Source organism: Streptomyces sp. Y1, from assembly GCF_041053115.1.
Classification (GTDB): Bacteria; Actinomycetota; Actinomycetes; order Streptomycetales; family Streptomycetaceae; genus Kitasatospora; species Kitasatospora rubellomurina.
Genome location: NZ_CP163445.1, coordinates 3,156,790 through 3,176,223 on the forward strand (window position 1 = coordinate 3,156,790; position 19,434 = coordinate 3,176,223).

A 19,434-nucleotide genomic window follows, 5' to 3' on the forward strand; every position below is an offset into this window, starting at 1 on the left:
CTCCTACAGCGGGACCCCGTCCACCAGCAGCGGCCCGTACCGCCGCTTGAACTCCGCCGTCAGCTGCGGCATCCGGTCCCGGAGGTAGCCCGGCCAGACGACCTTCACCCCGGCGCCGCCGTCGAGCAGCCGCCAGTGCCAGCTCTCGACGTTCTGGGACTTCCAGTAGGCGGCGTCCGCCCTGGCCTTCTCGGTGACGGCCCGCAGCTCGGCGAACGAGTGCTCCGCGTCCTCGAACACCAGCCTGGTGGCCGGCCACGGCCGGACCGCCGCCCGCACCGCCTCGTCGAAGCCGCCGTCCCCGGGGACGCGCTTGACGTGGAGCGTCTGCGCGCCCGGGTCCCAGCAGAAGCCGAGGTAGCGGTCCGCGAACTGCTTGGCCCCGAGCTCGTCGACGGCCTTGGCCGCCTCGTGCGGGGCGATCGTCTCCTGCGCCGTGCGCGGCACCCCGGGGGTCGGGAACGGCGCCTCGGCGAACTCCCGCCAGGAGGACGACCCGTGCCACTGGGCGTCGATCCAGAAGTCCCCCGTGCCGTCGCTCTTCGCGGGGTCGCAGGAGGCGACGGGGCTGCCGGGGAGGTCCGACACCGGTGGTGGAGTCCACGGCGGCCCGGTGCGGAAGCCCGTGGAGCTTCCGGACGGCGAGCCGGACGGAGCCCCGGTCGGAGAAGCGGACGGGGAGGCGGAGGCGGACGGGCTCGCCGGTGCCACCATCGCCGTCTCCGACCCGCCGCCCCCGCCGAGTTGGGCCAGTCCGCCCATCCCGACCGCCAGCACCACGACGACCGCCGACCCCCGTACGGCAGCCCGACGCCGCGCCCGGCGCGCGCCCGCCTTCCTCAGCCCGGCCAGCGGCACGGCGCCGCCGGTCACCCCGTCCGCCCGCGCGCCCAGCCGGACGACCAGCTCCCGCTCGAACTGCCCCGATGCCCCGCCGGTGTCGCCCTCAGTGGCCATGTGCGACCAACTCCCTCTCCCCAGCCAGTTCCTGGCGAAGCGCCTTGACGGCCCTGGCCAGGTGCGTCTTGGCGGTCGGCAGCGAGCAGCCCAGCTCCTCCGCCACCCGTGCGACCGGGAGGTCCACGTAGTAGCGCAGCACCACGGCGGCCCGCTGACGCTTCGGCAGCGCCCGCAGCGCCTCCGCGAGCCGCTCGTCCCCGGCGTCCGCCGGGTCCTGCGGGGCGTCCGGCAGTTCGGAGGTCAGCACCTCCCGCCGGGTCCGCCGCCAGCGGGAGACGTGCGTGCGGACCATCGCGGTCCGCACGTACCCCTCGGCCGCCTGCGGGTCCCGGATGGCGAAGCGCTTCGGGTACACCCGGGTCAGCGCGTCGTGCAGCAGGTCCCTGGCGTCGTGCAGGTCCCCGGTGATCAGGAAGGCCCCGCGCAGCAGTGCGTGGTACCGCGCCGCGACGAACTCGTCGAACGGGTCCCCGCCGACGCCCCCGGGGGCCACCGCATCACGCTTCATACCCACAGGACGCACCGCCCGTCGAAAACGGATGACAAACCGAACGACGGATTTTCAGACCAACACGAAGGGCCGGCGCTCACCGAGAGCACCGGCCCCTTCCGTCCCACGTTCCTACTCCGCGGGCTCCCCCGCGCGCCTGCGCCGCAGCCACAGCGCGGCACCGCCGGCCGACACCAGCAGGCCGCCGCCGACCGCGAGCAGCCCCGCGTCCGGCCCCATCGAGTCACCGAGCACCGGCGCGAACTGCGCCGCCGCGGGCTCCGGGGTGACCGCCGGGTCCGGCTCCGCGACCGGGTCGGCGTGCGCCATCGCGCCGCCCGACAGCAGCGCTCCCGCCACCCCCAGCGCGCCGGCCGTGCCGACCCGTCGCCCGAGCTGCACCAGCCGGACCACCCGGCGCCGCCGAAGCCGGCGGACCGGACGCAATCTCCGCATCGAGAACTCCCCAGGACCCGTTCGCGTACCAGGGCGACGCTATCCGATCGCCCACAGGGTTCTCACACGGATTCAGGTGTGGGCGGGCAAGCGTTGTACGACCGTTGCGTACGCCGCTCAGTACGCCGCTCAGTACGCCGCGCAGTACGCCGCACATCCCGCCGCCGGGCCCGCCCGTGACGGCTCGTCAGGAGTTGTACGTGCCCTGCGCCCGCTCCAGGCCCTCGGACAGCAGCGCCTCCACCGCGTCCGCCGAGCGGTCCACGAACCACTCCAGCTCCTTGCGCTCGGTCGAGGAGAAGTCCTTCAGCACGAAGTCCGCGACCTCCATCCGGCCCGGCGGCCGGCCGATCCCGCAGCGCACCCGGTAGTAGTCCGGGCCGAGCGACTTGGTGATCGACTTCAGCCCGTTGTGGCCGTTGTCCCCGCCGCCCAGCTTCAGCCGCAGCGCCGCGTAGTCGATGTCCAGCTCGTCGTGGACGGCGATCAGCGCCGAGGCCGGCACCTTGTAGAAGTCCCGCAGCGCCGTCACCGGCCCGCCGGAGAGGTTCATGAAGGACATCGGCTTGGCCAGCACCACCCGCCGGCCCGCCAGCCGCCCCTCGGCCACCTGCGCCCGGCTCTTGTGCGCCTTGAACTTGGCGCCGATCCGCTGCGCCAGCAGGTCGACCACCATGAAGCCGATGTTGTGCCGGTTCCGGGCGTACTGCTCGCCCGGGTTGCCCAGCCCCACCACCAGCCAGGGGCCCTCGTACTCGTCCGCCATCCTTCACTCCTTCGCGCTCGACGCCATCATCCCGGACACACCGCTGCCCCGGCCGCTCCAGCGGGAGCGACCGGGGCAGCGGCCTTCAGCTACGTGGTGCTACGAGGCTCAGGCCTCGGCGCCCTCGGCCTCGGCGGCCTCGTCCTCGGCCGGGGCGGCCTGGGCGGCGATGACCTGCAGGACGACGGCGTCGGCGTCGACGGCCAGCGAGACGCCGGCCGGCAGGACGATGTCCTTGGCGTGCACCGAGGCACCGGCCTCCAGGCCGGCGACGGAGACGGTGACGGCCTCGGGCAGGTGGGTGGCCTCGGCCTCGATCGGCAGGGCCTGCAGGACGTGCTCCAGCAGGTTGCCGCCCGGGGCCAGCTCGCCCTCGGTGTGGACCGGAACCTCGACGGTGACCTTCTCGCCACGCTTGACCAGCAGCAGGTCGACGTGCTCGATGTCGCGCTTGATGGCCTCGCGCTGGACGGCCTTCGGCAGGACGTACTCGTCCTTGCCCTCGATCGGCACGACCAGCAGGGCGTTCGGGGTCTTCAGGGCCATCATCAGGTCGTGGGCCGGCAGGTTCAGGTGAACCGGGGCGTGGCCGTGGCCGTAGACGACACCGGGGACGAAGCCGGCGCGACGGGCGCGACGGGCGGCACCCTTGCCGAACTCGGTACGGGTCTCGGCGGCAAGGCGGATCTCGGACACGACTGCACTCCTCGTGAAAATGGCGCGGGGGTGCAGGCAACGCGAAAAACCGCCGGGACCACACCCTCAGTACGTTCGGGGGTCACTCGGCGGCAACGGCCTCTGCCGGCGGACGGAATCCGCTACCGGCAGCGCGTCGATCACGGAGCGGGCGCCCGTCCAGCGGGCACACGGCATCCCTCGCCGAGCAGTTTCACGAGTCTAACCGCACCGGGGCCCTCCCGCGAAATCGGCGGCGGCCCCGGCCCGTCCGGACCGGGGCCGCCGCGGGGCCCTCGTCAGTGCACGCCCGCCGGGGCGGGCGCCGATCGGCTCAGTGCACGCCCTCGAACAGGCTGGTGACCGAGCCCTCCTCGAACACCTCGCGGATCGCGGCCGCGATCGACGGGGCGATCGACAGCGTGGTGATCTTGTCCAGCTGGAGCTCCGCCGGGGTGGGCAGCGTGTTGGTGAACACGAACTCGCTCACCCGCGAGTTCTTCAGCCGGTCCGCGGCCGGGCCGGAGAGCACGCCGTGGGTCGCGGCCACGACGACGTCCGCCGCGCCGTTCTCGAACAGCGCGTCGGCCGCGGCGCAGATGGTGCCGGCGGTGTCGATCATGTCGTCGACCAGGACGCAGACCCGGCCCTTGACGTCACCGACGACCTCGGCCGACAGGATGGTGTTGGCCTGGGTCATGTCGCGGCGCTTGTGGATGATCGCCAGCGGGGCGTCCAGCCGGTCGCACCACTGGTCGGCCACCTTCACGCGGCCGGCGTCCGGCGAGACGACGGTCAGCTTGGAGCGGTCCACCTTCTCGCCGATGTAGTCGGCCAGCAGCGGCAGCGCGAACAGGTGGTCCACCGGGCCGTCGAAGAAGCCCTGGATCTGCGCGGTGTGCAGGTCCACGGCCATCAGGCGGTCGGCACCGGCCTGGCGCAGCAGGTCGGCGATCAGGCGGGCGGAGATGGGCTCGCGGCCCAGGTGCTTCTTGTCCTGGCGGGCGTACCCGTAGAACGGCAGGATCGCGGTGATGCTCCGGGCGGAGGCCCGCTTCAGAGCATCGATCATGATCAGCTGCTCCATGATCCACTGGTTGATGGGAGCCGTGTGGCTCTGCATCACGAAGCAGTCCGCGCCGCGCGCCGACTCCAGGAAGCGGACGTAGATCTCGCCGTTGGCGAAGTCGAGGGCCTTGGTCGGAACCAGCTCGGTCCCCAGCGCCTCGGCAACCTCCTTCGCCAGCTCCGGGTGGGCACGGCCGGAGAAGAGCTTGAGCTTCTTCTCACCCGACGTCGTGATCCCGCTCACTGCACCGTCTCCTCGCGTTGCGGACGCTGAACCCCGCACCCCGCCCGGGCAGGCGCAGCCCGCACGCGACAGGGATCGGGGAATTGTCGGTACGCCTGGACACGGGCGGTAAGCCCAGTGGCGCACGTATGTCCCCCAGGTTACGCGCCCGCGCAGAAACCGTCCGCCCCGGGACCGCCCCCAGGATTCCCGCCCGTCCCGTCAGGCCTGCGCCGCACCCTGCGCCGCACCGTCGGTCGCGGCCTGCGCGGCCTGCGCCGACGCGGTCCCGGGACGCTTGCGCTCCACCCAGCCCTCGATGTTGCGCTGCTGCGCCCGGCTCACGCCGAGCGCGCCCGGCGGGACGTCGGAGGTGATCACCGAGCCCGCCGCGGTGTAGGCGCCGTCACCGACCGTGACCGGGGCGATGAACATGTTGTCCGAGCCGGTCCGGCAGTGCGCGCCGATGACCGTGCGGTGCTTGCGCACGCCGTCGTAGTTCACGGTGACCGAGGCGGCGCCGACGTTGGTGCCCTCGCCGATGGTGGCGTCCCCGATGTAGGAGAGGTGCGGCACCTTGGCGCCCTCGCCCAGCTCGGAGTTCTTCACCTCGACGTAGGTGCCGACCTTCGCCTTGCGGGCCAGCTTCGCCCCCGGCCGCAGGTAGGCGTACGGGCCGGTGACGGCGAGCTCGCCGATCTCGGCGCGCTCGGCCGTGGTGTTGCTCACACGGGCGCCGGCGCCGACCAGGGTGTCGGTCAGGGTCGAGTTCGGGCCCACCTCGCAGCCCTCGCCCAGGTGGGTGGCGCCGTGCAGCTGGGTGTTCGGCAGCACCACGGCGTCCGGCTCGAAGGTCACCTGCACGTCGAACCAGGTGGTCGCCGGGTCCACCACGGTGACGCCCGCGCGCATCGCCCGCTCCAGCAGGCGGTCGTTCAGCAGCCGACGGGCCTGCGCCAGCTGCACCCGGTCGTTGATGCCCAGGATGTCGCGGTGGTCCTCGGCCACCACGGCGCCCACCCGGTGGCCGGCCGTGCGCAGGATCGCCAGGGTGTCGGTCAGGTACTCCTCGCCCTGCGAGTTGTCCGTGGTCAGCTCGGCCAGCGCCTCGGCGAGCAGCTTGGCGTCGAAGGCGAAGACGCCCGAGTTGATCTCGGCGATGGTGCGCTGGGTGTCGCTGGCGTCCCGCTCCTCGACGATCGCGGCGACGGCGCCGTCCTCGTCCCGCAGGATCCGGCCGTAGCCGAACGGCTCGGGGACGACGGCGGTCAGCACGGTGACGCCGTTCTGCTGCGCCTCGTGCGAGGTCGCCAGCCGGTGCAGGGTCTCGCCGGTGAGCAGCGGGGAGTCCCCGGCGGTGACGATCACGGTGCCGTCCAGCGTCACGCCGTCCGCGGCCAGTGCCTCCAGCGCCGTCCGCACGGCGTGCCCGGTGCCCTTCTGCTCCTCCTGCACCACCGGACGCGCGGCCGGGTGGTGCGCGGCCAGGTGCTCGACGACCTGCTCGCGCTGGTGCCCGACGACCACCACGAGGTGACCGGGGGTCAGTTCACCGGCCGCCGAGACGGCGTGGCCCACCAGGGAGCGTCCGCACACCTCGTGCAGCACCTTGGGCAGCTTGTTCGACTTCATCCGGGTCCCGCCACCGGCGGCGAGCACGACAACGGCGGCAAGCGACTTGGCACCCAAGGGGAGGCTCCTCAGTAGGTTCACAGCGAGGGCAGAGCGGCCAGGGGCGCGGATCCGCACAGATGCCCTGGCCGTTCGAGGATAGTGCGAGGCTACCTGCGGGAACGCCGGGGCCTCGGCCCGCGGATGTCCGCCCCTGGCCGTTCGGATGGCTCCCGGAGGAGGATTCGAACCCCCATAAGCTGGACCAAAACCAGCTGTCCTGCCCTTAGACGATCCGGGACCGCGCACCCCGCTCGCAGGACTCCCGGCGGCGCGCTCGCCCAAGACTACGGGTTGGCGCGGCTCACATCTACCACCTGTCGCCAACCGCCCCCGCCGCTCCCGGCCGTGGTCGCGGGGCGCGCGGCGAGGGGCCTGCGGCGGCCCGTCCCCCGATCGGGTGCGACCGGCCCGCTCACCGGACGGGCCCCGGGTTCATCCATCCAGTCGGGTGAATTCACTCAAGCGCCGCGCGGCGGTGTGTTCCCCTGGCGACGGAGCGCAACCTACGATGCCGTAGGTTACGCCGACGTAGCCTCCGCTCCTCTCCCGTACCGGGACGCCGCAAAGGGACGCCCATGACCATCCAGGCAGGCGAGACGCGCGCGGGGAACGCCGCGTCCCCCACCCCACCCGCCGACACCGCCGCCGATCCGGCCGCCGACGCCGCCACCCAGCTGTCCGCCACCCGCGGCGGGGAGCGGCAGGGCCAGGCCGAGCGGATCGCGCTCCTGCTGTTCATCCTCGTGCCGTTCGCCGCCCTGCTGGCCGCCGTCCCGGTGGCCTGGGGGCACGGGCTGGGGTGGACGGACGTCGCGATCGCCGTCGTCATGTACTTCCTCACCTGCCACGGTGTCACCGTGGGCTACCACCGCTACTTCACCCACGGCGCGTTCAAGGCCTCCCGCCCGATCAGGCTCGCCCTGGCGATCGCCGGCAGCCTGGCCGTCGAGGGCCCGCTGGTGCGCTGGGTGGCGGACCACCGCCGGCACCACCGGTTCAGCGACAAGGAGGGCGACCCGCACTCCCCGTGGCGCTACGGCGAGAGCGTCCCGGCGCTGATGAAGGGCCTGTGGTGGGCGCACATGGGCTGGTTGTTCGACGAGGAGCAGACCTCGCAGCTCAAGTACGCCCCCGACCTGGTCCGGGACCCGGCCATAAGGCGGATCTCCCGGCTGTTCTGGCTCTGGACCCTGATCTCCCTGCTGCTGCCCCCGCTGGTCGGCGGCCTGGTGACGCTCTCGTGGCAGGGCGCGCTGTCCGCCTTCTTCTGGGGCTCGCTGGTCCGGGTCGCGCTGCTGCACCACGTCACCTGGTCGATCAACTCGATCTGCCACGCGGTCGGCCGGCGCCCGTTCCGCTCCCGGGACCGCTCCGGCAACGTCTGGTGGCTGGCCGTGCTGTCCTGCGGCGAGTCCTGGCACAACCTGCACCACGCCGACCCGACCGCGGCCCGGCACGGGGTCCTGCGCGGACAGATCGACTCCTCGGCCCGGCTGATCCGCTGGTTCGAGCTGGCCGGCTGGGTCCGGGACGTCCGGTGGCCGGACGCTCAGCGGATCGCCGCCCGCCGCGCCGCATGAGGCGGCGCTTCCAGCATGATGTAGGGGTGAACGGGAGCAGCGCAGACAGCACAGGCGGTCACCTCAGCGCGCGGACGGACGCGGCGCCCGATGCGGCGCCGGTCCGTCCGCGCGCCGCTGCACCGGGGGGCGGGGCGGCCGACCGGCGCCCCGGGAGCGACGGTCCGGCCGCCGCCCCCGCACCACGCCGCCGCGGCGGCCGGGTCCGGATGACCGGCAAGCAGCGGCGGGAGCAGCTGCTGGAGATCGGCCGGACGGTCTTCGCGGAGCGCGGCTACGACGGCACCTCGGTGGAGGAGATCGCGGAGCGCGCCGGGGTCTCCAAGCCGGTGGTGTACGAGCACTTCGGCGGCAAGGAGGGGCTGTACGCGGTGGTGGTGGACCGCGAGATGCAGCTGCTGCTGGACATGGTGACCGGCGCGCTGACCGGCGGGCACTCGCGCGAGCTGCTGGAGCAGGCGGCGTTCGCGCTGATGGACTACATCGACACCTCGACGGACGGCTTCCGGATCCTGGTCCGGGACTCGCCGGTGGCGCAGTCGACCGGCACCTTCGCCTCGCTGATCAGCGACATCGCCACCCAGGTCGAGGACATCCTCGGCCTGGAGTTCAAGTCCCGCGGCTTCGACGCCCGGCTTGCCCCGATGTACTCGCAGATGCTGGTCGGGATGGTCGCGCTGACCGGCCAGTGGTGGCTGGAGGTCCGTAAGCCGGACAAGGCGACGGTGGCGGCGCACCTGGTGAACCTGGCCTGGCACGGGCTGGAGGGCCTGGAGCGGCACCCGAGGCTCGTCGGCGACCGCACGGGCTGAGCCCGCGCCGGGCTCCCTGTCAGCGCTTGGCCCCGGCCTATTCGACCCCGGCCTACTTGGCCCCGGCCTGCTTGACCCCGCCCTGCTTGACCCCGACCGCGAAGATCCGCCGGAACGGGAACACCGTCCCGTACGGCCCCGCCGGGTAGGCCTCGCGCAGCAGCCGCCCGTACTCGGCGAGGAAGGCGGCCCGGTCGGCCGGGTCGGTGAGCCGGGTGAGGACCGGGCGCAGGGCGCTGCCCTTGACCCACTCCAGGACGGGCTCCGGCCCCGCCAGCAGGGTGGAGTAGGTGGTCTCCCAGACGTCGGGCCGGCAGCCGGCGGCGGCCAGGGCGTCGAGGTAGCGCTCGGGCGGGTGGACGCCGGCGCGGACGGCCCCCGTGCCGAGCGCGTCGCGCCAGCGGGCGCTGCGGCGCAGGTCGGCGAGCAGGGTGTGGCTGGGGGCGTCGAAGTTGCCGGGCACCTGGAAGGCGAGGACCCCGCCGGGTTCGAGGGCGTCGGCCCAGCGCGGCAGCAGCGCCAGGTGCCCGTCCACCCACTGCAGGGTGGCGTTGGAGACGATCAGGTCGGGCCGCACCGGGGCCGGGTCGTAGTCGCGGGCGTCGGCGAGCAGGTACGCGGCGGTGGGCTCGCCCTCGGTACGGGCGGTGGCGAGCATCGGGGCGGAGCTGTCGACGCCGGTGAGGCGGGCGTGCGGCCAGCGCTCGCGCAGGGCGGCGGTGGAGTTGCCGGGGCCGCAGCCGATGTCGATCACCACCTCGGCGCCCGGGTGCGGGAGGGCGGGGACCCGGGCCAGCAGCTCGTGCAGCGGGCGGGTCCGTTCGTCGGCGAAGCGCAAGTACTGGGTCGGGTCCCAGACGGGAGCGGCCATGGCTCACCTCTCAGGTATCTCGACATCAAGATATCTCCGTTAGCCTCACTGGCACATTTCTCGATGTCAAGAGACTTCACATCGACACATCCACCGATACACTGATCGTCATGGAGGACGAGGTCGACAGGCTGGTCGCAGCGTGGCGCCGAGAGCGCCCCGACCTCGACGTGGAGCCGCTCGAAGTGCTCAGCCGGGTCAGCCGGCTGGCCCGGCACCTGGACCGCGCCCGCCGCACCGCCTTCGCCGAGCACGGCCTGGAACCCTGGGAGTTCGACGTGCTGACCGCCCTTCGGCGGGCCGGCTCCCCGTACCAGCTCTCCCCCGGCCAACTGCTCACCCAGACCCTGGTCACCTCCGGCACCATGACCAACCGGATCGACCGCCTCACCGGCAAGGGCCTGGTCAAGCGCCTGCCCGACCCGGACGACCGGCGCGGCGTGCTCGTCCGGCTCACCGACGACGGGCGGGACCGCGCCGACCAGGCGCTCGCCGGACTGCTCGTGCACGAGCGCGAACTGCTGGCCCAGCTGACCCCCGGCCAGCAGGGCGAACTCGCCGGACTGCTCCGGCTGCTGGTCGCCCCGTTCGACAACATCCCGGGCTGAGGGCCTGCGGGGCCGTGCCGCTCAGCCCCGCTCGGCGGCGCCCGCCACCGACTGCGGCGGCGCCGGGACGGCCGGCTCGGCCGGGCCGACCCCGGCCCGGCGGGCCACCGCGACGGCCGCCAGCGTGGAGTGCACCCCGAGCTTGCCCAGCACGTTCTGCATGTGGGTCCGGACGGTGTGCGGCGACAGGTACAGCCGCTCGGCGACGGCCTGCCGGCCGAGACCCGCGACCATGCAGCGCAGGATCTGCTTCTCCCTCGGCGTGAGGGTGTCCACCAGCCGCTCGCTCTCGGTGCGGTCGCGCCGGGCGGTGGTCAGCTCCCGGATCACCCCGGTCAGCAGGGCCGGCGGCAGGTGCGTCTCGTCCCGCAGCACGCCGCGGATCACCGCCAGCAACCGGGCCAGCGAACTCTCCTTGGCCACCCACCCGGCGGCGCCCGCGTGCAGGGCGCGGGCGGCGCGGTGCGGGTCGTCGGCGACGGCCAGGACGACGGCGCGCAGCCCGGGGTGGGCGCGGCGCAGCCGGCCGAGCAGGGTGATGCCGTCCGGCGCCGGGGCGACGGGTCTGAGCTGGTCCGGGCGGTGCTGCGGGAGGCGGTCGGGGCGCTCGTCGAGCAGCGGGCGGGCGCCGGGCGGCGGCGCCGACACGGCCGCGGGCGGCAGGGCCGGGCGGCGGGGCTGCGGCACGTCCGGGGTGGGGCGGCGGCGGGCGGCCGGCTGTCCCGGCTGACCGGCCGCCGCGCCCGGCTGCGGGGGGTGCGCCGTCCGGGCCGCCGGGGCGGCCTGGTTCGTCTGCGCCGCCTGTGCCGCCTGCGCCGCGACTGCCGCCTGTGCTGCCTGCGCTGCCTGCGCGCCGAGGTCGGCGTCGACCAGCACCACGTCGTAGGCCCGGCCCTCGGTGGCGGCCCGCTCCAGCGCCCGCTCGGCGGCGGCCGCGCTGCCGGCCGCGCCCACCTCCACGTCCGGCTCGGCGGCGAGCGCCGCGGCCAGCGCCTCGGCGAAGATCCGGTGGTCGTCGACCACCAGGACGCGGATCCGCCCCATCGTCAGTTCCCCCTGCTCAGACCATCCCCGCCAGCCCGGAGCCGACCCGGTCCGGCCCCGGGGCCCGTCGTCGAGCCCCCGCCCGCAGGGCGGCGCCGGGGCCCGGGCGCTGCCGATACCGCCCTCAGGGTACGGGCCGGGAAAGACGCTCGTGGTGGTTTGGTGAAGTTTCGCCAGGAGGTGCGCGGGTGGCCGGAACCACCCCCTGTGCCGCTCCCCACCCGCGAACGGCGCGGGCGCCGCCCCCCGGGTGGGGAGCGGCGCCCGCGGCGGTCGTCACGGCCTACTGGCCGGCGCGCTCCAGGGTGAACTTCCAGGCGTCGGCGACGATGTCGTCCAGGTTCGCCCGGCGCGGCTGCCAGCCCAGCGCCTGGTGGGCGCGCTCGGCGGAGGCGACCAGCACGGCCGGGTCGCCGGCCCGGCGGGCGGCGACCTGCACCGGGATCTCCCGGCCGGTGACGCGCTTGACCGACTCGATGACCTCGCGGACCGAGAAGCCGTTGCCGTTGCCCAGGTTGCAGATCAGGTGCTCGCCCGGCTTGGCCGCGTCCAGCGCCAGCAGGTGCGCGTCGGCGAGGTCCGCGACGTGGATGTAGTCGCGGATGCAGGTGCCGTCCGGGGTCGGGTAGTCGTCGCCGTACACGGCGATGTGCGGGCGCTGCCCGAGCGCGGCCTGGAAGACCAGCGGGATCAGGTGCGACTCGGGGTCGTGCCGCTCGCCGTAGGAGCCGTACGCGCCGGCCACGTTGAAGTAGCGCAGCGAGACGGCGGCCAGGCCGTGCGCGACGGCCTCGCTGGTGATGATGTGGTCCACGGCGAGCTTGGTGGCGCCGTAGGTGTTGGTCGGCGCGGTGCGGGCGGTCTCCGCGATCGGCACGACCTCCGGCTCGCCGTAGGTGGCGGCGGTGGAGGAGAACACCAGCTTGCGCACGCCGGCCGCGCGCATCGCGCAGATCAGCTCCAGCGAACCGGCCACGTTGTTGCGCCAGTACTTCTCCGGGTCCGCGACCGACTCGCCGACCTGGGAGGAGGCGGCGAAGTGCAGCACGCCGTCGAAGGAGCCGTCCAGGACCTTGCCGGCCTCCTGGATGCGCCCCTCGACGAACTCGGCCCCGGCCGGAACGCCCTCGCGGAACCCGGTGGAGAGGTCGTCCAGGACGGTCACCTGGTGCCCCGCCTCCAGCAGGTGGGCAGCGACCACGCTGCCGACGTAGCCGGCCCCACCCGTGACCAGGTACTTACTCATGTTGAGACCTCCAGCGGGCGACGGCACCCGCCCGGTCGGCGGCGCCGTCGACTGAGATGCGAACGACTGGGGCCATTCTCCCTTCCCGCCGGTGTGCTCCGGACCACGGTTGCCGCCCGGACGATCCCGTCCCGCACCGTTCACCTGCCGCTCAGCCGTCCGCCATCCGCTCCAGCAGACCGGTGCGCGCCGCCACCGCGGCCGCCTCCAGCCTGGTCCGCGCGCCGAGCTTCATCAGCACCCGCTGGACGTGGGTACGGGCGGTGCTCGCGGCGATCCGCATCCCGGCCGCGATCGCCGCCGTGTCCTCGCCGTCCGCGATCCGGGCCAGCACCTGCACCTCACGGCGGGTCAGCAGCCGCAGCAGCCGCGCCGCCTCGTCGTCCGGCTCGACCGCCGGGCGCAGCAGCTGGTCGAAGGCCCCGCGCAGGACGTCCACGGCGACCGCCGCCTCCCCCGCCCGGGCCCGCCCGATCGCCCGCTCGACCACCTCGATCCGCTCGTCGCTCGGCACGTACCCGGCCGCGCCGGCCGCGAACGCCCCTGCCACGCCGCGCAGTTCACCCACCGGCCCGAGCACGATCACGGCCACCCCGGGGCACTCCCGGCGGATCCGCCGCAGCCCGTCGAAGGCGCCCGGCCCGCCCGGCGCGGCCACCCCCAACAGGCACACCTCCGGTCGCCGCCCGACCACCAGGTCGGCCGCCACCGCGGCCGGGGTGCCGACCGCGAGGACCCGGTGCCCGCGCAGCTGGAGCGCGGTGGCCAGCGCCTCGGCCAGCAGACGGTGGTCGTCGACCACCACGAGTCGAACACCCATGACGCCCTCCCGGTCGGGGTCCGGCTCGCGCCCGCACCCCTCGGGCGGACGGCCGATGACGCACCATCAGAACGCATTCCGTGCCCGACCCGCCAGACCTCCCGGCCCGGCTCCCCCGAACGGGGAACGCGAAAGACCCCCCGCCATCAGGCGAGGGGTCTTTCCGTGGAGCCCCCATGCGGAATCGAACCGCAGACCTTCTCCTTACCATGGAGACGCTCTACCGACTGAGCTATAGGGGCTTGCCGGGCTTTTCGCCGGGCCGGTCGAACAAGGAAGACATTACACGGCCGCCGACCCGAAAGGGAAATCGGCCCCGGTCCGCCGACCGCACCGGCACCGCCGCCGGCCTCAGCCCTCGGCGTGCGCCGCGTCGAACTCCTCGCGCGCCGCGACGATCCGCCCGGTGCACCGCTCCGTCCAGCGGCCGATCGGCGCGAGCAGGGCGGCCAGCTCCCGGCCCAGCGGCAGCAGGTCGTAGACCACGCGCGGGGGCGTCTCCGGATGGACCGTCCGCAGCACCAGGCCGCTGCGCTCCAGGGAGCGGAGCGACTGGGTGAGCATCTTGCGGCTGACCCCGTCGATCCCGCGCTGGAGCTCGGAGAACCGCTGCGGGCCGCAGAGGGCGAGGTCCATCAGGATCAGCATCGACCACTTGTCGGCCAGCTCGGCGAACACCTCGCGGCTGGGGCAGAGCTGGGCGAAGACGTTGTGCCCCTGCTCCCCGTGCTCCTGCTCCCCGTGGTCCCGCTCCCCGCGCTCCTGCTGCCCGCCCCGGACGGACGCGGCCCGGGCCACTTCTTGCGTCGTCATGCCCTCCAGGGTAGTCCGCCGGTCTCCAATCCATCCCTGGTCTCTTTTCGCTTCTTGGTCTCCGATGGAGACCTGGTCTATATTGGAGACCGTTCGACGGACCGGCCCCCGCACCACGGCCCGGTCCGTTCCCCGCCGCCTTCCCCGGCCTTCGCCCGTCCCGTACAGGAGTGCCCGCATGACCGCCGTCCGCCCCACCGTCGCCCTCGCCTACCACTCCGGCTACGGCCACACCGCCGTGATCGCCGAGGCCGTCGCGCGCGGCGCCGCCGCCGCGGGCGCCGAGGTCGTCCAGATCGCCGTCGACACCATCACCGACGAGCAGTGGGCCCAGCTCGACGCCGCCGACGCGATCGTCTTCGGCTCCCCCACCTACATGGGCAGCGCCTCCGGTGCCTTCCACACCTTCGCCGAGGCCACCAGCAAGCGCTGGTTCATCGACGCCTGGCAGGACAAGGTCGCCGCCGGCTTCACCAACTCCGCCTCCAAGAGCGGCGACAAGGCGAGCACCCTCGCCTACTTCCAGACCCTCGCCGCCCAGCACGGCATGAGCTGGGTCAACCTGGGCCTCAAGCCCGGCTGGAACGCCACCACCGCCAGCGAGAACGACATCAACCGCCTCGGCTTCTTCAACGGCGCCGCCGCCTCCTCCCCGTCCGACGCCGGCGCCGAGGCCGTCCACAAGGCCGACATCGCGACCGCCGAGCACCTCGGCGAGCGCGTCGCCAAGCACACCGCGATCGTGCTGGCCGGCCGCGCCGCCCTGGCCGGCTGAGCCCCCGCCCCGCCCGTACGCGCGGCTACGCCGCCGGGTCCGCCCCCAGGGCGGGCGCCCGGCGGCGTCCGCCGTCCGCCGCCTGATCCGCCGCCTGATCCGCCGCTCGGTCCACGGCCGCCAGCTCGACGGCCGTCGTGTCCGGCAGCAGCCGCAGGCACCCCAGCGCCAGCACCCCCAGCCCCGCCAGGTACCAGCCGACCGGCTGCGCCGTCCCGTACGACTCCGTCAGCCTCGTCGCCACCAGCGGCGTCGTCGCCCCGCCGACCACCCCGCCCAGGTTGTACGTCAACGCGGCACCCGTGTAGCGCACCCGTGTCGGGAACAGCTCCGGCAGGAACGCCGCCATCGGCCCCAACAGGCACCCCAGCACCACCATCGCGCCCGCCAGCGCCGTGAACATCAACGGCCGGCGCACCGTCTCCAACAGCGGGAACAGCACCAGCGACCACACCGCCGCCAGGCCCGTCGCCCGCTGCAGCGTCCGCAGCCGGCCCCACCGGTCACTGAGCGAGGCGCTCACCCACACCATCACCCCGCCGCCCACCGCGCCGACCAGCAGCATCGACAGCAGCAGCGTGCTCGCCACCCCGAGCCCGGTGGTCCCGTACGCCAGCGCGTACGTCGTCGTCAGGTAGAACAGCGCGTACCCCACGGTGAGCGCCCCGGCCCCCGCCAGCACCGTCCGCCAGTGCCCCCGCACCACCTCCACCACCGGCGGCCGCTCCCGCCCCTGCGCCGCCCGGAACAACGGCGTCTCGTCCAGCCGCAGCCGCACCGCCAGCCCCACCGCCACCAGCGCGAACGAGGCCAGGAACGGCACCCGCCAGCCCCACTCCCGGAACGACCGCTCGTCCAGGCCGAGTTGGAGCGCCAGGAAGACCCCGTTCGCCAGCACGAACCCGCCCGTCGGCCCCAACTGCAGGAACGCCCCGTAGCGCCCCCGCCGCCGCGCCGGCGCGTTCTCCGCGATCAACAGCGCCGCCCCGCCCCACTCCCCGCCCAACCCCACGCCCTGGCACACCCGCAACACCACCAGCACCGCCGGCGACCACCACCCCCACGCCGCGAACCCCGGCAGCACCCCCACCGCCGCCGTCGCCGACCCCATCAGCAACAGCGACACCACCAACGTCGCCTTCCGCCCCACCCGGTCCCCGAAGTGCCCGAACACCACCGCCCCCAACGGCCGGGCCAGGAACGCCACCGCGTACACCGAGAACGCCGCCAACAACGCCCCCACCCCGCCCAACCCGGGGAAGAACACCGGGCCGAAGACCAGCGCCGCGGCCGTCCCGTAGATGAAGAAGTCGTAGAACTCGATCGCCGTCCCGATCAGCGCCGCAGCCGCCGCACGCCGCAACTGCCCATCCCGCCAAGCACCTTCCGCACCCATACCACCACCCTCCCGACCCACCCCGGCAGCCCACCAGCCCCCACCCGGGTGACCCCAGCGCACACCGCAGGCCCGCACGCCCCCCACCGCACAACGCCCGGGCCGCCAGGGAAACCTGGCAACCCGGGCGTCGCGCCCCGCCTGCTCCTCACTACACGTACGGATGACCCCCGGGCGGCACCGCCGCCCCCCTCCTACGCCGCACCACGACGAACACCACACCCGCCACCACCACCAGCCCGGCCACCACCCCGCCCACAACCGGCAACGCGCTGCCGCCCCCGGAGCCCGACGACACCTCCACCTTCGGCGGCGCCGCCGGCGCACTGCTCGGGCTCGCGGAGGCGGACGCGGACGCGCTCGACGGCGCGGCGGGCGTCGGCGCGGCAGACGCCGCAGCCACATCGGCCGGCAGCGGGGAGACATCCGCGGGCCCGGGGTCACCGGGATTGCTCAACGCGATCCGCGGCCGCACCGAACCCCAACCGGCAGCGTCCGTACGAACGGTCCCGCCGTCCGCCCGACCAGCCGTGTTGATGAGGACGCGCAGGACCTGATTCGGCGACCAATCTGGGTGCGCCGACCAGACCAACGCAGCCGAGGCAGAGGCCAGAGCAGTTGCATCCGATGTTCCGTGACCGTCGCAGTACCCAGACGGAGTTGTGCACGGCGCCACCGTGTCCTTCCCCGGGGCCACCAGCGCGACCTGCGGTCCGGTCTCGGACTCGGCGGTAATGTTCCCGTCCCGGTCGAAAGCCCCGACGCCGACAACGTTCGGAAGGGCCCCTGGGTATTCGACGGGATTTCCGGATTGCGCCTCATTTCCCACCGCCGCGAAGACCAATGCCCCTCTCGCCCTCGCAGATGCAAGAATGCGGTTCAACTTGGCCACATCTTCCGGCCAGGTCCTACCTTCGCCGATGCCCTGCGAAATACTGATGACCTTGGCGCCATGTTCGACCGAGTAGTCGATGGCCTGACCGATCTGGCCGAGGAATTCCTTCGATTCAAGGCTTCCCATCCCCACCGAGCCATTGTTGATCTTCACGGGAAGAATCTTGACCCCCGGGGCGAGCCCATAGGCCCCCTTGCCTCCATTGGCTTTGCCCGTCCCGGCAATGAGACCAACCATCGACGTCCCATGTGGATCGGAATAGGAACCCACCCCGCCCGGGCTCTCGCTGAAATCCTTGCCGGGCAGAAACTGTCCCGCCAGGTCAGGGTGATCCAGCTTAAACCCGTCGTCGATCACCGCAACCGTGATGCCCTGCCCCGTCGACGTCTTCCACATCTCCGACGCAGACATGAAGTCCAGGTGCCATTGATCATTCCGAATCGAGCCATCCGCGGCAGCCGGAAGGGCAGCCGGGCCGACCACAATCCCCATGGCCAGGACCGCCGCAGCGAACCTCCGCCCTCCTGCCCGCGCCTTCGTCCGCCCCATCACAGCTCCTCGTCAACGTCCCTGCCAGTAAGCCCGCGCCCGAACAGAACTGCCCGGCCACTGGGAAGGCCCAGTGGCCGGGCAGCCGTTGTCGGCCTACTCAATCACGTCCGGGTTGCTGTGCGGCGTACCGCTCGTCCAGGTCTCCTCGTCCTCGTGCAGGTAGTCCGCACGCTTACGGCGATCCCGCTCGTTGCGCCCCGCGTGACCTGCACCTCCAGGCGCCATCATGCCGTTCTGGCCCGACCTGCCCCTGCCCTCGGCGGCACCGGCCCCCGCGCGGTTGCGCAGGCCCGTGCCCCCCGGCGTGAACTCACCGCCGGCGGCAGGCCCCTTGCGGCCACCGATCGTTCCACCGCTGGTCGAGGTCAGGCCCCGCCCGCGCGAACCACGCGAACCACCCGAGCCGCCGGCACCATGGCCTCCCATGCCCGGGTGCATGCCACCCATACCGCTCGTGTTTCCCGCGCGGCCTCCGGCAGGGACCTCACGACCGCCGACGACAGGACCGGTGGGCAGGCTCGGGTTGGCAGCCTTCCCCGGCATCGGACCGGCACCGAACGGAGTCGTGCGAGGTGGGATCGAGCCGGTCCGACCAGGGCCGGAGCCGTTCCTAGCCGGAACCGAACCCGGAAGCCCACCGGGAATGTTGGTCATCGGGAGGCCGTTGGGTCCGCTGGGATCTCCGACCGGGACACTGGGGTACCCAGGGTTCAGGCTCGGGCCGCCCGAGGGCACAGGTCCGGTCGGGCCGGTCTGGGTCGGCAGGGTCGATGTCGGCGGAAGGCTGTCGAGCCCGGTCCCCGGCCGGTTGGTCGGGTCGGACGGGTGGGACGGCAGCGAGGAACCCGGGTCCTGCGGCGTGGACGGGAGTTGTCCGCCACCGTGCGAGGAGATCGGCTCGGCGCGAGCGGGGTCGCGCCAGTCCGCGCCCGAGCCTGGGTGACGCGGAACGCTTGAACCGTCGACGTAGTTGGCCACGGGCTGGCTGTAGCTCCCGCCCGTGCTGCCGCTGCTGATGCGAGGGCTGTGGTACGAACCGCCGGAGTAGCCGCCCGAACCACCACTTCCCGGGTGATCCGTGCTTCCGCCCCTGCTTCCGTCACCTCCAGGGGTACCCGGCAACACCACGTTGGTGTCGATCCCGTTCAGCGTCGTGGTCGCCGCACTGTAGGCCTGCGCCAGCTTCTCCAGCTGGTGAACGGCTTCCTGCTTCTCCTTGTCGATCAAGGCCTGAGCCTGCTTGGCCTCGTCCTCGGTCACCCAGTCCTTGTTGATGCCCTTCATGTAGCCGTCGATCGTCCCCCCGACCGCGAGCTTGGACTCCACGTTCGCGGGGATCATGACGGCCTGCTTCTTGCGCTTGTCCACCGTGACGATCGCGTCGTTCGGGGGCAGCGGCACAGCGGACCGGGCGGTGGTGAGAGCCTCACCGGCCTGGTTCATCGCGTCGCCGGCCGTCCAGGAGTGCTTCGCGATGATCGCCGCCGACTTGTACAGGTTCCCGACCCACGTCTTGAAGCCCTCGGCCGCATCCCCCTCCCAGTGAACCTGGCCGAGGTGGGCCTGCAGGGCCGTGCTCAGATCCGACAGGACGCGGCCGGCCTGCTGGAGTTTCAGCGCTCGGGAAAGCACCTCCTGCGACTTGGCGCCGTCAACCATTCCCTTGAGCGTGGAGTGGGAATACTGATTGAAGTCCGTCGTTCCTGCCAT

At 73.1% G+C, this 19,434-nt stretch carries 19 protein-coding genes and 2 tRNA genes; 4 read left to right on the forward strand and 17 right to left on the reverse strand.

Annotation, left to right across the window (positions count from 1 at the left end; translation table 11 throughout):
- Positions 1-3 precede the first annotated feature (3 nt).
- The 8 genes from AB2U05_RS13075 to AB2U05_RS13110 all read right to left on the reverse strand — a co-directional run bounded on the left by AB2U05_RS13075 (position 4) and on the right by AB2U05_RS13110 (position 6,550).
- Positions 4-957, reverse strand: coding sequence for a hypothetical protein (locus AB2U05_RS13075; protein WP_052707730.1), 954 nt, complete (start codon positions 955-957; stop codon positions 4-6).
- The gene (locus AB2U05_RS13080; protein ID WP_045704126.1) at positions 947-1,468 is read right to left on the reverse strand and encodes a SigE family RNA polymerase sigma factor; all 522 of its coding nucleotides are present in this window, start codon (positions 1,466-1,468) and stop codon (positions 947-949) included. The genes AB2U05_RS13075 and AB2U05_RS13080 overlap by 11 nt, the downstream gene beginning before the upstream one ends.
- 114 nt (positions 1,469-1,582) lie before the next feature.
- Entirely contained in the window at positions 1,583-1,906 is a 324-nt protein-coding gene (locus AB2U05_RS13085) for a hypothetical protein (RefSeq protein WP_157882270.1), read from the reverse strand.
- 187 nt (positions 1,907-2,093) lie between these two features.
- Positions 2,094-2,672, reverse strand: a complete 579-nt coding sequence (gene pth, locus AB2U05_RS13090) for an aminoacyl-tRNA hydrolase (protein WP_045704130.1) — start codon at positions 2,670-2,672, stop codon at positions 2,094-2,096.
- Between the two features lie 108 nt (positions 2,673-2,780).
- The gene (locus AB2U05_RS13095) at positions 2,781-3,368 is read right to left on the reverse strand and encodes a 50S ribosomal protein L25/general stress protein Ctc (protein WP_045704132.1); all 588 of its coding nucleotides are present in this window, start codon (positions 3,366-3,368) and stop codon (positions 2,781-2,783) included.
- A gap of 313 nt (positions 3,369-3,681) precedes the next feature.
- Complete coding sequence (locus AB2U05_RS13100) at positions 3,682-4,659, reverse strand: ribose-phosphate diphosphokinase (RefSeq protein WP_045704133.1); 978 nt, start codon at positions 4,657-4,659, stop codon at positions 3,682-3,684.
- Between the two features lie 201 nt (positions 4,660-4,860).
- Positions 4,861-6,327 carry a bifunctional UDP-N-acetylglucosamine diphosphorylase/glucosamine-1-phosphate N-acetyltransferase GlmU gene (gene glmU, locus AB2U05_RS13105; RefSeq protein WP_369183271.1) on the reverse strand — a complete coding sequence of 489 codons (1,467 nt, stop codon included), beginning with the start codon at positions 6,325-6,327 and terminating at the stop codon, positions 4,861-4,863.
- Between the two features lie 149 nt (positions 6,328-6,476).
- Positions 6,477-6,550: transfer RNA gene (locus AB2U05_RS13110), tRNA-Gln, on the reverse strand.
- A gap of 337 nt (positions 6,551-6,887) precedes the next feature.
- Here AB2U05_RS13110 and AB2U05_RS13115 point away from each other — a divergent pair.
- Both AB2U05_RS13115 and AB2U05_RS13120 read left to right on the forward strand, forming a co-directional pair.
- Entirely contained in the window at positions 6,888-7,892 is a 1,005-nt protein-coding gene (locus AB2U05_RS13115; RefSeq protein WP_369183272.1) for an acyl-CoA desaturase, read from the forward strand.
- Positions 7,893-8,101: 209 nt separating this feature from the next.
- Complete coding sequence (locus tag AB2U05_RS13120) at positions 8,102-8,704, forward strand: TetR/AcrR family transcriptional regulator (protein WP_045710789.1); 603 nt, start codon at positions 8,102-8,104, stop codon at positions 8,702-8,704.
- Between the two features lie 52 nt (positions 8,705-8,756).
- Here the strand turns inward: AB2U05_RS13120 and AB2U05_RS13125 are convergent, their stop codons facing one another.
- Positions 8,757-9,575, reverse strand: a complete 819-nt coding sequence (locus AB2U05_RS13125; protein WP_369183273.1) for a methyltransferase domain-containing protein — start codon at positions 9,573-9,575, stop codon at positions 8,757-8,759.
- Positions 9,576-9,685: 110 nt separating this feature from the next.
- On the opposite strand from AB2U05_RS13125, the gene AB2U05_RS13130 reads away from it, so the two are divergent.
- Positions 9,686-10,183 (forward strand): MarR family winged helix-turn-helix transcriptional regulator, encoded by a 498-nt coding sequence (locus AB2U05_RS13130; protein WP_045704139.1) that lies wholly within the window; start codon positions 9,686-9,688, stop codon positions 10,181-10,183.
- 21 nt (positions 10,184-10,204) lie between these two features.
- Here the strand turns inward: AB2U05_RS13130 and AB2U05_RS13135 are convergent, their stop codons facing one another.
- The 5 genes from AB2U05_RS13135 to AB2U05_RS13155 form a co-directional block, all read right to left on the reverse strand.
- Positions 10,205-11,227, reverse strand: a complete 1,023-nt coding sequence (locus AB2U05_RS13135) for a LuxR C-terminal-related transcriptional regulator (protein ID WP_369183274.1) — start codon at positions 11,225-11,227, stop codon at positions 10,205-10,207.
- 283 nt (positions 11,228-11,510) lie between these two features.
- Complete coding sequence (gene galE, locus AB2U05_RS13140) at positions 11,511-12,473, reverse strand: UDP-glucose 4-epimerase GalE (protein ID WP_045710792.1); 963 nt, start codon at positions 12,471-12,473, stop codon at positions 11,511-11,513.
- 151 nt (positions 12,474-12,624) lie between these two features.
- The gene (locus tag AB2U05_RS13145; protein WP_045704145.1) at positions 12,625-13,293 is read right to left on the reverse strand and encodes a LuxR C-terminal-related transcriptional regulator; all 669 of its coding nucleotides are present in this window, start codon (positions 13,291-13,293) and stop codon (positions 12,625-12,627) included.
- Positions 13,294-13,459: 166 nt separating this feature from the next.
- Positions 13,460-13,535 (reverse strand) — tRNA-Thr (locus AB2U05_RS13150).
- A 109-nt stretch (positions 13,536-13,644) separates the two neighbouring features.
- Positions 13,645-14,106: a helix-turn-helix domain-containing protein gene (locus AB2U05_RS13155; protein WP_078860946.1), complete on the reverse strand. Its 462-nt coding sequence runs from the start codon at positions 14,104-14,106 to the stop codon at positions 13,645-13,647.
- 178 nt (positions 14,107-14,284) lie between these two features.
- Here AB2U05_RS13155 and AB2U05_RS13160 point away from each other — a divergent pair, with 178 nt between their 5' ends.
- Positions 14,285-14,881 carry a flavodoxin family protein gene (locus AB2U05_RS13160; RefSeq protein WP_045710793.1) on the forward strand — a complete coding sequence of 199 codons (597 nt, stop codon included), beginning with the start codon at positions 14,285-14,287 and terminating at the stop codon, positions 14,879-14,881.
- 25 nt (positions 14,882-14,906) lie between these two features.
- Here the strand turns inward: AB2U05_RS13160 and AB2U05_RS13165 are convergent, their stop codons facing one another.
- From AB2U05_RS13165 to AB2U05_RS13175, 3 genes are all read right to left on the reverse strand, one after another.
- Positions 14,907-16,244 (reverse strand): MFS transporter, encoded by a 1,338-nt coding sequence (locus AB2U05_RS13165; protein ID WP_369183275.1) that lies wholly within the window; start codon positions 16,242-16,244, stop codon positions 14,907-14,909.
- A 184-nt stretch (positions 16,245-16,428) separates the two neighbouring features.
- Positions 16,429-17,721, reverse strand: a complete 1,293-nt coding sequence (locus AB2U05_RS13170; RefSeq protein WP_369183276.1) for a S8 family serine peptidase — start codon at positions 17,719-17,721, stop codon at positions 16,429-16,431.
- 96 nt (positions 17,722-17,817) lie between these two features.
- On the reverse strand, positions 17,818-19,434 hold the full coding sequence (locus AB2U05_RS13175) for a hypothetical protein (protein ID WP_369183277.1): 1,617 nt from the start codon (positions 19,432-19,434) through the stop codon (positions 17,818-17,820).

Excerpts from the sequence above, each read along its gene's own strand:
- AB2U05_RS13075 (WP_052707730.1), bottom strand. The coding sequence starts at position 957 with ATGGCCACTGAGGGCGACACCGGCGGGGCATCGGGGCAGTTCGAGCGG.
- AB2U05_RS13080 (WP_045704126.1), bottom strand. The coding sequence starts at position 1,468 with ATGAAGCGTGATGCGGTGGCCCCCGGGGGCGTCGGCGGGGACCCGTTC.
- AB2U05_RS13085 (WP_157882270.1), bottom strand. The coding sequence starts at position 1,906 with ATGCGGAGATTGCGTCCGGTCCGCCGGCTTCGGCGGCGCCGGGTGGTC.
- pth (WP_045704130.1), bottom strand. The coding sequence starts at position 2,672 with ATGGCGGACGAGTACGAGGGCCCCTGGCTGGTGGTGGGGCTGGGCAAC.
- AB2U05_RS13115 (WP_369183272.1), top strand. The coding sequence starts at position 6,888 with ATGACCATCCAGGCAGGCGAGACGCGCGCGGGGAACGCCGCGTCCCCC.
- AB2U05_RS13120 (WP_045710789.1), top strand. The coding sequence starts at position 8,102 with ATGACCGGCAAGCAGCGGCGGGAGCAGCTGCTGGAGATCGGCCGGACG.
- AB2U05_RS13125 (WP_369183273.1), bottom strand. The coding sequence starts at position 9,575 with ATGGCCGCTCCCGTCTGGGACCCGACCCAGTACTTGCGCTTCGCCGAC.
- AB2U05_RS13130 (WP_045704139.1), top strand. The coding sequence starts at position 9,686 with ATGGAGGACGAGGTCGACAGGCTGGTCGCAGCGTGGCGCCGAGAGCGC.
- AB2U05_RS13135 (WP_369183274.1), bottom strand. The coding sequence starts at position 11,227 with ATGGGGCGGATCCGCGTCCTGGTGGTCGACGACCACCGGATCTTCGCC.
- galE (WP_045710792.1), bottom strand. The coding sequence starts at position 12,473 with ATGAGTAAGTACCTGGTCACGGGTGGGGCCGGCTACGTCGGCAGCGTG.
- AB2U05_RS13145 (WP_045704145.1), bottom strand. The coding sequence starts at position 13,293 with ATGGGTGTTCGACTCGTGGTGGTCGACGACCACCGTCTGCTGGCCGAG.
- AB2U05_RS13155 (WP_078860946.1), bottom strand. The coding sequence starts at position 14,106 with ATGACGACGCAAGAAGTGGCCCGGGCCGCGTCCGTCCGGGGCGGGCAG.
- AB2U05_RS13160 (WP_045710793.1), top strand. The coding sequence starts at position 14,285 with ATGACCGCCGTCCGCCCCACCGTCGCCCTCGCCTACCACTCCGGCTAC.
- AB2U05_RS13170 (WP_369183276.1), bottom strand. The coding sequence starts at position 17,721 with ATGGGGCGGACGAAGGCGCGGGCAGGAGGGCGGAGGTTCGCTGCGGCG.
- AB2U05_RS13175 (WP_369183277.1), bottom strand. The coding sequence starts at position 19,434 with ATGGCAGGAACGACGGACTTCAATCAGTATTCCCACTCCACGCTCAAG.